Annotated in this window: 13 protein-coding genes and 1 riboswitch; of the genes, 12 read left to right on the top strand and 1 reads right to left on the bottom strand. The window is 43.3% G+C overall.

Going from position 1 to position 12,635, the window contains the following annotated elements:
- Positions 1-125 precede the first annotated feature (125 nt).
- The 4 genes from DET59_RS05880 to DET59_RS05865 all read left to right on the top strand — a co-directional run bounded on the left by DET59_RS05880 (position 126) and on the right by DET59_RS05865 (position 4,059).
- Complete coding sequence (locus DET59_RS05880) at positions 126-1,415, top strand: MDR family MFS transporter (RefSeq protein WP_113968672.1); 1,290 nt, start codon at positions 126-128, stop codon at positions 1,413-1,415.
- 296 nt (positions 1,416-1,711) lie between these two features.
- Positions 1,712-1,840 carry a YflJ family protein gene (locus DET59_RS05875; protein WP_082386245.1) on the top strand — a complete coding sequence of 43 codons (129 nt, stop codon included), beginning with the start codon at positions 1,712-1,714 and terminating at the stop codon, positions 1,838-1,840.
- 186 nt (positions 1,841-2,026) lie between these two features.
- Positions 2,027-2,128: riboswitch (purine riboswitch) on the top strand.
- Positions 2,129-2,269: 141 nt separating this feature from the next.
- A complete protein-coding gene (locus DET59_RS05870; protein ID WP_113968671.1) occupies positions 2,270-3,463 on the top strand; it encodes a NupC/NupG family nucleoside CNT transporter in 1,194 nt (397 codons plus the stop codon).
- 92 nt (positions 3,464-3,555) lie between these two features.
- Positions 3,556-4,059, top strand: a complete 504-nt coding sequence (locus tag DET59_RS05865) for an acyl-CoA thioesterase (protein WP_113968670.1) — start codon at positions 3,556-3,558, stop codon at positions 4,057-4,059.
- A gap of 111 nt (positions 4,060-4,170) precedes the next feature.
- Here the strand turns inward: DET59_RS05865 and DET59_RS21550 are convergent, their stop codons facing one another.
- On the bottom strand, positions 4,171-4,329 hold the full coding sequence (locus DET59_RS21550) for a hypothetical protein (protein ID WP_181778064.1): 159 nt from the start codon (positions 4,327-4,329) through the stop codon (positions 4,171-4,173).
- 224 nt (positions 4,330-4,553) lie between these two features.
- On the opposite strand from DET59_RS21550, the gene DET59_RS05860 reads away from it, so the two are divergent.
- The 8 genes from DET59_RS05860 (at position 4,554) to DET59_RS05825 (ending at position 12,631) form a co-directional block, all read left to right on the top strand.
- Positions 4,554-5,531 carry a BMP family lipoprotein gene (locus DET59_RS05860; protein ID WP_113968669.1) on the top strand — a complete coding sequence of 326 codons (978 nt, stop codon included), beginning with the start codon at positions 4,554-4,556 and terminating at the stop codon, positions 5,529-5,531.
- Between the two features lie 22 nt (positions 5,532-5,553).
- Positions 5,554-7,212 carry a methyl-accepting chemotaxis protein gene (locus DET59_RS05855; protein WP_113968668.1) on the top strand — a complete coding sequence of 553 codons (1,659 nt, stop codon included), beginning with the start codon at positions 5,554-5,556 and terminating at the stop codon, positions 7,210-7,212.
- A gap of 350 nt (positions 7,213-7,562) precedes the next feature.
- Complete coding sequence (mreBH, locus tag DET59_RS05850; protein WP_034761217.1) at positions 7,563-8,567, top strand: rod-share determining protein MreBH; 1,005 nt, start codon at positions 7,563-7,565, stop codon at positions 8,565-8,567.
- A gap of 201 nt (positions 8,568-8,768) precedes the next feature.
- Positions 8,769-9,332 (top strand): RNA polymerase sigma factor, encoded by a 564-nt coding sequence (locus DET59_RS05845; protein ID WP_113968667.1) that lies wholly within the window; start codon positions 8,769-8,771, stop codon positions 9,330-9,332.
- Positions 9,329-10,045 carry an anti-sigma factor gene (locus DET59_RS05840; RefSeq protein ID WP_113968666.1) on the top strand — a complete coding sequence of 239 codons (717 nt, stop codon included), beginning with the start codon at positions 9,329-9,331 and terminating at the stop codon, positions 10,043-10,045. Before DET59_RS05845 ends, DET59_RS05840 begins: the two co-directional genes overlap by 4 nt.
- A 195-nt stretch (positions 10,046-10,240) precedes the next feature.
- Positions 10,241-11,593 carry a copper amine oxidase gene (locus DET59_RS05835; RefSeq protein ID WP_113968665.1) on the top strand — a complete coding sequence of 451 codons (1,353 nt, stop codon included), beginning with the start codon at positions 10,241-10,243 and terminating at the stop codon, positions 11,591-11,593.
- 74 nt (positions 11,594-11,667) lie between these two features.
- Complete coding sequence (locus tag DET59_RS05830; RefSeq protein ID WP_113968664.1) at positions 11,668-12,315, top strand: class F sortase; 648 nt, start codon at positions 11,668-11,670, stop codon at positions 12,313-12,315.
- An 88-nt stretch (positions 12,316-12,403) separates the two neighbouring features.
- Positions 12,404-12,631: a hypothetical protein gene (locus DET59_RS05825; protein WP_113968663.1), complete on the top strand. Its 228-nt coding sequence runs from the start codon at positions 12,404-12,406 to the stop codon at positions 12,629-12,631.
- Positions 12,632-12,635 lie beyond the last annotated feature (4 nt).

Below are 12,635 nucleotides of genomic sequence, written 5' to 3'. Positions count from 1 at the left end.
TCTTTAGACGCCGCTTCAGCATGAGTAAATATTTTGTAAATACCAGTAAATCAGTCTTGTATATTTTGTCCTATCGAGCTATGATATTCTAGTTCATCTAGCGTTCATCGAGGGGAGGAATATAGATGAGAATTAGAGATTGGGACCGTAATTTAAAGGTTCGGCTGTTTGGGGAAGCAGCGATTAACATTACCTTCTGGATGTTCTTTCCGTTTTTGACGATTTATTTCACAGAATCATTCGGAAAGCAGACGGCAGGATTACTATTGGTTCTCTCGCAGGTATTTGCCGTACTCGCTAACCTGATGGGAGGCTATTGTGCAGACCGCTTTGGCCGTAAGCGAATGATGGTCATTTCGGCCTTTGGACAAGGTTGTGCTTTTTTAATCTTTGGACTGGCCAGTTCACCTTGGCTCGATTCAGCTATGATCGGCTTTATCTGTTTTAGTTTGGTAGGGGTATTTGGATCGTTTTATTGGCCTGCAAGTCAGGCGATGGTGGCCGATGTGGTGGATGAAAAGGACCGCAGTCATGTGTTTGCCGTTTTTTACACATCCATTAATATTGCCGTGGTGGTCGGCCCGATACTTGGTGGGATTTTCTATGTTCACTACCGCTTCGAGCTTTTAATTGCCGCTGCGCTTATTTGCATGCTCTTAGCTCTTCTTTTATATAAAATGACGAGAGAAACAGCACCTACAGACACTAGTAAGCTATTAGTGACAGAAGGAAAAAAGAAAGTCTGGCATAGCGTGATAGCCGATCAGATGAAGGATTATAGTGTTATTTTTAAAGACAAAACGTTTTTATTATTTATTTTAGCCGGAGTCCTGGTAGGTCAAACGTTCATGCAATTGGACCTCCTGATTCCTGTATATATTAAAGATGTCGTCGATCAGGCCACATTGTTCAGCTTCGGGGACTGGTCATTGACCCTTGTGAGTGAGCAGGTATTCGGATTAATTTTATCTGAAAATGGATTCCTGGTGGCCCTTCTTACGGTGGTCATCACGAGATGGATCACGAAATTCCGTGAGCGTAATGTGTTCATCCTATCCTCCGTCATCTACGCCGTCTCCATCTTTATGTTTGGACAAACGAGCTCGGTCTGGATGTTCGTGATTGCCATGGCGGTGTTCACATTCGCAGAGCTCATGACAGCGGGTATCCAGCAAAGCTTCGTATCAAAGCTCGCTCCGGATCATATGCGGGGGCAGTACTTTGCCGCAGCCAGCCTGCGTTTCACAGTTGCGAGAACGATCGCACCTCTATCCATCACTCTATCGCTTTATGTAGGATATGATTGGACGTTTATCATCCTGTCGATCCTTGCGCTGGTGAGTGCCGGACTCTTCTTCATCATGTTCGAGCGCTTTGAAAAAGAAGAACTGGAATTGAAGAAAGCTGTTCAATAAAAAGGAATGATCCGATGCGGATCATTCCTTTTCTTTTATCTTGCAACCCCAGACTGTTGCATTGTATTACCCAGGATATGTCGAAAGACCAAGGTTGGACTCACTGGCTGAAAACTCTTCATTTTCCACAAAAAAGTTTTCAGAAAAGGATGAATCCGAAAAATTCCCTTTTCCCCCTTTTTTCATTAAAAATGAGATGTTACAATGTACAACCGTAAGCAATCTTAACGTAGCTCATGCGAAGAGCTAGTCGGAGATTCCAATCAATACTACGCAAAGAAAGGATGTATATTTCAATGCATATCGGAAGCAAAGGCTGGTACGTACAAGAACTAAAAAAAGCAGGCGTACGCCACTACGAGGAACGCTATGTAGAATCCTACAAAAAACACGTTCTGGCAAACCTATTAGAACGCACAAAATAAGAAGATACAAGAGAGGGACGGACCTCAATTCCTATGACCAGGTCATAGGAATGAAGGTCCGTCCCTCTTTTTTATTTCAGCAGAAAGATAGTCATAGAGATTCACCACGTTTTTCCATGCTTTTCTTTTATAAAAAACTATTGTGGTCGTCTTCCGTCGTGTGGTAGAGTAGAAAACATATTTCAAATCAACTTCATACGAATTCCTTATATATCTATGGTGATATGGACCATAAGTCTCTACCTGGCAGCCTTAAAGTGCCGGACTATAAGGAAAGTCTTTTCTATATGCTGTTTGTGTATGGAGACTTTCCCTATTTTTTAGAGAATGTCTTCATGCACTTTTTTTATTTGTTTTCACGAGAGGTCTGACATCATACGACATAACCTTGAGAATTCGTTGAAGATTACATGTTGGGGGATTGGTATTATGAGTTTAGTATATGGCATCTTATCATTACTTGGAGTTATATTTTTGGCCTGGTTGTTGAGCAGCAACCGATCAGCCATTCAATGGCGTACGATCATCATTGGGATTTGCCTTGAGTTCCTGCTTGTCTTATTTGTATTAAAAGTCCCATTCGGACAAACCATTTTGAAAAAAGCAGCCTTGGGCGTACAGAAAGTCATCGACTACAGCAATGAAGGAATCATGTTCGTGTTCGGAGGATTCTTCGAAAAAGGTACAAATATTTCATTTGTCTTCGCAATCAATGTCCTGGGTGCGATCATCTTTATTTCTGCACTCATTTCAGCACTTTATTACTTACGCATCATCCCGTTCTTTGTAAAATATATCGGAATCGGGTTGGGTAAAATCCTTGGGACGACAAAGGTTGAGTCGTTTAATGCGATCGGGAATTCCTTTCTTGGTTTGGCAGAGGCTCCCCTGTTGATTAAGCCTTATTTAGCTAAGCTGACACGTTCTGAACTTTTTGCCGTGATGGTTGGGGGTACAGCTTCAGCAAGCGGAGCGATATTAATCGGATATTCATTGATGGGAATCGACATGAAATTCCTTCTTCTATCCGTCTTCAGTGTGCCAATCGTCTCTCTTGTGATGGCCAAAATCATCGAGCCTGAAACGGAAGAATCCAAGACGAATGGGGATATTTCGTTAGGAAAAACCAGTCATACGAACGTATTCGAAGCGATTTCCGAAGGTGCCCTCAGTGGTACACAGCTGGCCATCAATATTGGGGGACTGCTCATCGCGTTCATCGGTATCCTTGCTTTCATCAACGGATTGCTGGGTGCAGTCGATATGAGCCTTTCCACGGTCTTCGGCTATCTGTTCTATCCACTGGCACTTCTCGTCGGTATTCCAATGGATGAAGCGTTCCGTGCGGCCTCCATCATCGGGACGAAGCTTTCTGTGAATGAATTCGTTGCATACAAAGAACTTTCAGGAATGATGAACGAGCTTTCTCCTAAGACCGTTGCCATTCTTTCTGTTGCCCTTTGTAACTTTGCGAACCTGTCTTCGATCGGTCAATTGATCGTCGGCTTGGGTTCTTTGGAGCCGACACAGCGTCCAATGGTTTCTAAGTTAAGCTTGAAGGCCATCATAGCGGGTACACTGGCCAGCTTCATAACGGCCATTATCATTAGTATATTTCTATAATTTTTTCTCGCGATTATGTTTCTTCCGACCCCCTTTAGTGAATAGTATAAGGTAGCAATCTTTTTTCACATTGACAACGGAAGGTGAATTCATTGAGAGAAAAAAAGTTCATGAAAGAAACGAAAACAAGTAAAACGACCCACGTTCTTCCACCCGACACCAACCATCATGGTACATTGTTCGGTGGAAAACTGATGGCCTATATAGACGACGTGGCCTCCATTGCCGCTACCCGTCACGCCCGCAAGCCCGTCGTAACGGCTTCAACAGATTCCGTCGACTTCCTGCAGCCCATCAAAGTCGGGGATGCCGTGACTTTGGAAGCGATGGTCACGTATACTGGACGCAGTTCCATGGAGGTTTGTGTGAAGGTCACTTCAGAGGTGCTTCTAACAGGAGAAACCAATGTGGCAGCCATCTCCTTCTTGACCTTTGTTGCTTTAGAAGGCAATAAACCAGCCGTCATTGCGGAAGTCGTACCGGAAACAGAAGAAGAAAAATGGCTGAACGAAACAGCCAAGAACCGTGCCGAGCACCGTAAAGCACGCAAAAAACATAGTCAGGAACTTGCGGAATTTTTCCGTAAGGCGTATTGATGAATGGGAGATGCTTGATGAGAGCATCTCTTTTTTTGTCGGGAAAGAACTTGAAAATTGTCTGTTCGCCGTTATATTTGGAATTTCGCCGTTAAAAGTGAGATTTCGCCGTTATATTGAAAATATCGCCGTTAAAATGGGAATTTCGCCGTTATCTTGGATTCCGTTCTCCTGCTGATTATTAATCGTACGAGAATTCGTAGGATTAATTAAGACATCGATTCCGCCGTCCGCTGATACCTCGTGTTCGATGCCTAAAACACTTCTCATTCACCGTCCTAAATCCACCCCCTCCCCTTTTCCGATCATTTCAATTGCGATTCTACCCCGGATAATTGTAATTTTTCATTTAGTTGATAATTCTCTCCGGAAACTCCAGTCACCCCCACAACACTTTTTTCCCTCCTCCCCTTCATAATAGGTCCGTCCCTCCGATAATACAGAGGTACGGACATGTGAAGTGTCTCAACATTGACTTATTTGGAGGTAGCGTTTTGAAAAGAATAATCAGCATGTTTCTTCTTGTTATGCTTGTTGTGGCGGGATGTTCCACGCCTATGACGGAAGAAGCGGGTATAGAAAAGCAGCAGAGTATTGGAATCCTTCTCTCTGACACAGGGCTCGGAGATGGATCGTTTAACGATTCGGCATTTAGAGGATTAGAAAAGGCACGGGATGAATTAGGAATTTTATTTGATTATAGAGAAGCACCGGACGGGAACTTTGAGGAAGCACTCCAGGAGCTTGTCGATCAGAAGCATGAGCTTGTGATCGGTCTTGGGTTTTCGATTCAAGATGCGATCGAAAAGATTGCAAAAGAAAATCCTGACCAGAAATTTCTTTTGATAGACGGATTTTCAGATGTGGAGAATATCACATCGATTACGTTTAAAGAACATGAAGGCAGCTTCCTTCTCGGTATGGTGGCGGCCATGAAATCAAAGAGCAACACGATTGGATTCATTAGCGGGGCCGATGTTCCTGTTATTCAACGTTTTGAAAAAGGGTTTGAACAAGGGGCTCAGTACATCAACCCTTCCATAAAGGTATTGAAAGACAATGCCGACAACTTTGGTGACGCTGAGCTTGGCGGGAAAATAGCTGAGAACCAAATGAAACAAGGCGCCGATTTTATTTATCCTGCCGCTGGTTTTACAGGAGTGGGAGCGATTCAGGCTGCGCAAAAAGCAGGCATTTTGTCTGGAGGGGTCGACTCGGATCAATACTTCATCGCCGAAAAGTCCGTCGTCACGTCCATGGTCAAAAAAGTGGATAACGCGGTTTTCAACATTACAAAAGAACTCATATCAAATCAGAAAATAACTCAACAAGCCTTCGAGCTGGGTCTCAAGGAAGACGGAGTGGGATTAGCTCCCATTCGAGTCACCAGCTTGTCTTCTGAAGAAACAAAACAACTTGAAGACGCTAAAAACAAAATCATCTCTGGGGACATTACGATTAAATTGCAATAAATCTCATCTAAGGAGTATTCTCATGGCATTAAAAAAACGTTTACTGATTTTGGGACTTATCCCCCTTATCCTTTCGACGATTATCATTGGGTACATCGTCTCTCAATTGATTTCTCTTCAAAATTCTGCAAATGAAGATGTACAAGTGCTTCTGGAAACAGAAACATTACGGGGAGATTTGATTGTGGCAAAGCAGGCACTATCCAATTACTCCGTCAATTCAACAGCAGAAAACAAACAAATGGTAGAAGGTATGCTGGAAGAAACTTCTACGCAGATATCCGTTTTGAAAAAGCTTTTGACCGTTAAAAATCAGCAAGAAACCCTTTCATCCATCGAGACGAAATTCACAGATTTGAAGACTGCCTCAGATGCAGCCCTATCTGACATGAACAAAGCGGAGATCAAACGTCAGTCGATTCGTATCTCCGGAGTCCTGAACGATATGTATCTCTTAACGAAACAAACAAATGATTGGTATCAGAATCTATTAAAAGATAACAAGAGGCAAATCGAATTTATCGTGTGGGTGGCAGTGATTGGATTTATCTTGACCATCATCCTATCTATGGCAGCATCCATCTTACTGACTCAGCGGATTGTGAAGCCTTTAAACATTATGGTGGATAACGCTGAAAAGATGGCCAATGGTGATTTAACGATTTCAGTTGATTCGGTTAAAGAGAAGAACAGTAAATTTGAAGTGGACAAACTCCAAACGGCTTTCCACCATATGGTTCTGAACCTGCGGAGTACGGTTCAATCCGTCCATGAGATCGGATCAAATGTAGAGAAGTTCACCAAGGATGTACGCTCACAAATGACGAGTCTGGCAGAAAGCAGCAACCAGGTCGCGATTTCGACTGAAGAACTGGCAAAGGGAAGTCAATCCATCTCTGAAGACATTCAATCAACGGCTGCTTTAATGTCTGTGATGGGAGATGATTTTGCCCAGAATGTGCGACAAAGCGGAGAATCATCCGCTAGCAGTAAAGTGGCATTGGATTCGGTTGAACATGGCCGGGCATCCTTAAACAAGCAGCAGCAATTCGCTGAAATGATCGCTGAATCTTCTTCATCCATCATGGATTCCATCGAATCTTTTGCCCAGTATACCGGTGAAATTGAACATGCCTCCCATGCGGTCAGGGAAATTGCCGATCAAACCAATCTCTTGGCACTGAACGCAGCAATCGAAGCAGCCAGAGCCGGGGACGCAGGAAAAGGATTCGCCGTCGTTGCCCAGGAAGTCCGAAAACTGGCAGAAGACTCCTCCGTTGCAACCGAGCGAATCGGTAACATGGTCGGAAATATCAAAAACGGCATCCACTCTATTATGGAAGCTTCCCAAAAGGGAAAATCCCTTTCTACTCAGCAAGTGGACTCCATGAGTGTGACAGAGCATGCGTTTGAAGACATCTCCGGAAATGTTTCAACCATTTATGAAAATTTAGTACAACTTGAAAACGGCATGCTTGCTTCAAATGAGCGTACCAACCAGGTGATTGCAGCCATTGAAAACATCTCGGCCATCACAGAGGAAACCGCTGCCGGAACAGAAGAAATTTCTTCTTCAACAGAAGAGCAGCTGAGGTACTTCGAGCAAATGAATGAACAGGTAGGAAAATTGAACGGAATGACAGCAGAAATGAAAAAAGAATTGGAGCGATTTACGCTTTGATAATGAGAAAATGCCTCTTATAGTGGGGGCATTTTTTTGTTTGATAGATTGATTGATAAAGACGGTGTATCGACTACCACCATCCGACTACTCCAAACATCCCCATCTATATTACAGAACGTTTAAATTTTTTTAACGAACAAAAATTCAAGGTCCGTCCCCTTTTACCCATATAGGTATACAAAAACCCTCTATCATAGACTTTTACTTTTTTAATAACGCTTTCACTTCTGTCATACTTTGTAATAATTTGTCGGTGGTAAATATCTCCACCTTCATAACCCTCAAAAATCTCCTATACTGTATAGAAGGTTATACTGTCTAGAATTCTTATAGTTGGAGGAATATTGATGTTATCAAACTCTGAAATTGGTATCGATTTAGGAACTGCAAATATACTTGTTTATAGTAAAAATAAAGGAATTATACTTAATGAACCATCTGTTGTCGCGATTGACACAGAGAATAAAACGGTATTGGCAGTTGGAACCGAAGCCAAGAGCATGATCGGGAAAACGCCAGGAAAGATTGTGGCTGTGCGCCCGCTTAAAGATGGTGTGATTGCCGACTTTGACGTGACGACTGAAATGTTAAAACAAGTGATGAAAAAAGCGAGTAAAAAACTTGGATTCTCTATCCGCAAGCCAACGGTTGTTGTTTGTACGCCTTCTGGTGCTACAAGTGTCGAGAGAAGAGCGATTCAGGATGCCGTGAGAGGAAGCGGCGCGAAATCCGTGACCCTTATTGAAGAACCTGTCGCTGCTGCGATCGGTGCTGACTTGCCTGTAGGCGAGCCTGTTGCCAACGTAATCGTTGATATCGGTGGAGGAACGACGGAAGTAGCGATCATCTCTTACGGTGGCGTTGTTTCCTGTAACACGATCCGTATCGGTGGAGATCAAATGGATGAGGATATCGTTCAGTACGTTCGCAAACGTTACAATCTGTTGATTGGTGAAAGAACGGCAGAATTAGTGAAAATCGAAGTAGGTCAAGCACTGATCGACCATGAAGAAAGAACGATGGATATTCGTGGACGTGACCTCGTGACTGGACTTCCAAAAACGATTGAACTATCATCAAACGAAATTCAGGATGCGCTGAAAGAATCTCTTCTTCACATTTTGGAAACGATCCGAGCGACATTGGAAAATTGTCCTCCTGAACTAAGTGGGGATATCGTCGATCGCGGCGTGATTCTGACTGGTGGCGGAGCACTATTAAACGGACTTCAAGATTGGCTAAGTCAAGAGATTGTTGTACCGGTTCACTTAGCTCCAAACCCGCTGGAATCAGTGGCAATCGGCACAGGACGTTCCCTATCCGTGATTCACAAATTACAAAAAGTAAAATAAGAAGAAGTTATCCCCCATTTTGTTTGGGGGATATTTTTGTAATCAACTCCAAACTCACCCCTTACCCCACTAACCATTTTTCCAAACATTTGTGATCCAAATTCTAATTTCATTCGTTAGCTCAGTAAGCTTTTTAAAATTGAGTTCAGCCCCGTTGTTTAGTATCCTTATTGTATTCATTCCAAAGATAAGGAGCGTATTATGCCCAATGAACGCAAGGATATAGAACTGTATCAACAAGTTTTAGCCAAAGATCCGACTGCATTACGACAGCTTTATCAACAATATGAAAAACTGATTTATTCTTTCTCCTATAAAATGACAGGGGACCGTGAAATGGCCGAGGAAGTGATTCAGGAGGTTTTCATGAAGCTCTGGAAAAAACACTCACCTTATGATCACAGTAAAGGAAAATTTTCGTCCTGGCTGTTAACGATGACGAGGAATACTTGCCTCGACGCGATAAGGAAACGAAAGAAACACGAGTCTGTTGAATATATAGAGAAAGACTCCCTGCAGGTCACTCATGAAACTCCGGCCGACCAATTGGAATGGAAGGAAAAAGGAGCAGCGATTCGGGATTGCATCCAGTCTCTGAAAGATGATCAGCAAAACATTGTCCAATTATTCTATTATAAAGGATTGACTCAACAAACCATTGCCGAGTCCACTGACATTCCACTCGGGACTGTCAAGGGAAGAATCCGCCTAGCATTAAAGCATTTACACACGTGTCTTAAAGGGAAAGGAGGTCAATTCGAATGACTACACAACAATGCGATCACTTACTGGATTACTACAACGGTCATTTATCTGAACTTGAGAAAGCCCAATTTGAAAAGCATCTGGAAAGCTGTCCCCAGTGTCAGGAAGAACTTCATGAACTGGAGCAGTTAGCAGAATTCATGCCTTTCGCATCCGAAGTTGTCGAACCTCCCAAAGACCTGGAAGAACGTGTTTTTGCCAACATAATAGGTGAAGAGGAAGTGCATTCAAACGCCCGGCCCCTTTCCAGAAAGAAAAAGAAGTCATGGTTCCTCCCTTCTGTCGCTGCAGCTCTCGCCCTTTCTTTAATCGGGAATGCCTATCTGTTTACGCAGCTTGAGGATCAAAACGAAGTGGTGGAACAAGCAACGATTGATCAGGTTGTGCAATATGTAGACCTTGCACCTGTCAATAGTGATGCAAAGGGAACAGCCAGCATCATCAAGCAAGGCGAACAAACGAGCATGGTGGTCCAGGCTTCTGAGCTTCAAGATATTTCCAACGGGGAAGTCTATCAGGTATGGCTCATTAAAGATGATAAGCCGGAACGCGCCGGAACATTTGTCACGAGCCAGGACGGAAAAGGCTCGGTCGTTTTCAAATTCAATAAAGAATTCTCGAAGAAAGATTGGGATACAGTCGCGATCACTCTTGAGCCCGATGCCAACAGTCAGCTTCCACAGGGAGAAATTGTGTTGGCTTCAGAAATTTAATAAATCGTTTTCCCTTGCCCGGCAGTCCAGCACTGCCGGGCCTTTTTTCATTTTAATGAAGCTCCTGCAAGCAATACTTACATCCTACTTTTAATCCTTTTAAAAAATAATAGAAAAGTTTTTCAAAAAAAGTGATCCAAGTTTCATCTTCCGTCGTTAGCTCTATGAAAATATAAAAAAAGGAGAGATTCGACGATGAAAATGAAAAAAGGATATTTAGCGGTCCCACTAAGTATGACATTACTAGTACCAACTGCAGGTACAGTTTCAGCCCACAACGGTGAAGATCATTCAAACGAGGCGAAAGTGGATACCCCAGCCGGAGAATTAAGAACAACATTAGATCACTTACTTACTGAGCATGCATACTTAGCGGTGGAAGCCATGAGACGCGGAGCTGAAGGTGCTGAAGATTTTGATGCAGCAGCCGCGGCCCTGAACGATAACGCAGCCGATTTAAAAGGAGCGATCGCTTCCGTATACGGTGAAGAAGCAGGTAATCAATTCAACACAATCTGGACGAATCACATCGGATTCTTCGTTGACTATGTAAAAGCTACAGGTGCTGATGATCAAGCGGCGAAAGACGAAGCACTGGCAAATCTTGCAGGCTACAAAGAAGAGTTCTCTAACTTCCTTGAAACGGCAACGGGTGAACGTTTAAAATCTGATAGTTTGGCAGAAGGACTTCAAATGCATATCAACCAACTGATCGGTGCATTTGATAGTTATGTAGCCGGTGACTATGAAAAGGCTTACGAATACGAACGTGAGGCGATCGGACATATGGGAATGGTATCAAAAGGATTATCAAGTGCGATCACGGATCAATATCCTGACAAATTCGAAAATACGATGGCCGTTACACCGGCAACGGATTTACGTTCAACTCTTAATCACCTGTTAACAGAGCATGCTGCCCTTGCAACGATGGCGATGCAAAATGGGATTGACGGATCAGAAGATTTCGATGCTTCTGTTGGTGCCCTGAATGCAAATACTGAAGACCTGTCTGCAGCGATCGCTTCCGTATACGGTGAAGAAGCGGGTAACCAATTTAAGGATATGTGGTCCAAGCACATCGGATTCTTCGTTGATTATGTAGAAGCAACAGGTGCTGAAGATGAAGCAGCAAAAGAAGAAGCCCTTAAGAACCTGGATGGATATCGGGCAGAATTCTCCAAATTCCTTGAAACGGCAACGGACGGCCGATTGAAATCTGATGCCCTGGCAGAAGGACTTCAAATGCACGTGGATCAACTGATTGGAGCATTCGACAGCTATGCAGCCGGGGATTACGATAAATCATGGGATCAAATCCGCATGGCGTATGAGCATATGCTGAATCCGGCAAAAGGTTTATCAGGAGCATTTGCTGATCAGTTCCCTGACAAATTCAAAGCCAATATGCCTTCAGAAATGCCCAACACCGGTATGGGTGGAACAGCCGGAAGCGAATTCCCGTTCGAATTCCTTCTTGCAGCCCTCTTAATCATCGCTGGTGGAACCACACTCGGAATGAAAAAATACGCTACACACAAAAAATAATTTTAAATGATGAGAGGGACGGACCTATTAAGGTCCGTCCCCCAGTGTGAAGATGAAAGGAGTGGCTTCACATAATGTATACTATGAGGGTTGTACTACTTGTGCTTGTACTATTGCCCATTTCTGCCTGTTCTGCAGGATTAAGTTCAAGTTCTCAACAGGAAAAAGCTGAAACGCAAACAATCGAAAAGCAAGAAGAAAAGCCGAAAGCTCAAATGGCGAGTACCACCACTTCCCCTTCCCCATTTGCTGATACGATCATTAAGGATGAGCGAAGCGGAATCATGCCAACGACCATTGAAATCCCGGCAATCGATTTATCGGCACCAGTAGAGGCTGTCGGGTTAAAGGAAAATGGTGAAATGGCCGTAACCGAAAGCTTCGAGAAGACTGGATGGTACGAAGGCGGATACAAACCGGGCGAACCAGGAAATGCTGTCATCGGCGGTCATGTCGACAGCCGGAATGGCCCCGCTATTTTTTATAACCTGAACAAGCTTTCAAAAGGTGATGAAATCATTGTTAAAAATAAAGATGGTGAAGACCGTACCTTCGTTGTAACGGACATGAAGGAATATCCTTGGGATGACGCCCCTCTTCAATCGATCTTTGGTTACTCACACGCAAGTACCCTTAATTTGATCACTTGCACAGGTGATTTTGACCGTTCCTCAAGAAACTACAGTAAGCGCCTGGTCGTTTATACCGAATTGAAGCAATAGACAAACAGCACGGACTCCTTCCGTTGCTGTTTTTTTATGGATATTTTTACAAGATAGAGAAAACCTACTAGAAAGGAAGGTGAAGATAATGAACGAACATCAACTTGAAGATCTGTTCAGCTTTTATGGATATGAAGATCTATACAAACGATTCAAGACGCCTCTTTATGTGACTGGCATTATGGATGATGCCGACACAGAATTAGTTGAAGATTTCTTTGAGAATTTCACATTCGATGGTCCTGTCTTATTTGATGAATTCAGGTTTTGGTTTCAATATTATGAAGTGTCCAAACGTCCGCCCTTTACCTATTAAAAAA

The sequence above is a fragment of the Rossellomorea aquimaris genome (genome assembly GCF_003315075.1).
GTDB classification, from domain to species: Bacteria; Bacillota; Bacilli; order Bacillales; family Bacillaceae_B; genus Rossellomorea; species Rossellomorea aquimaris_C.
Note: the sequence above shows the minus strand (reverse complement) of the source record. Positions and strands in the feature narration are given on the sequence as shown.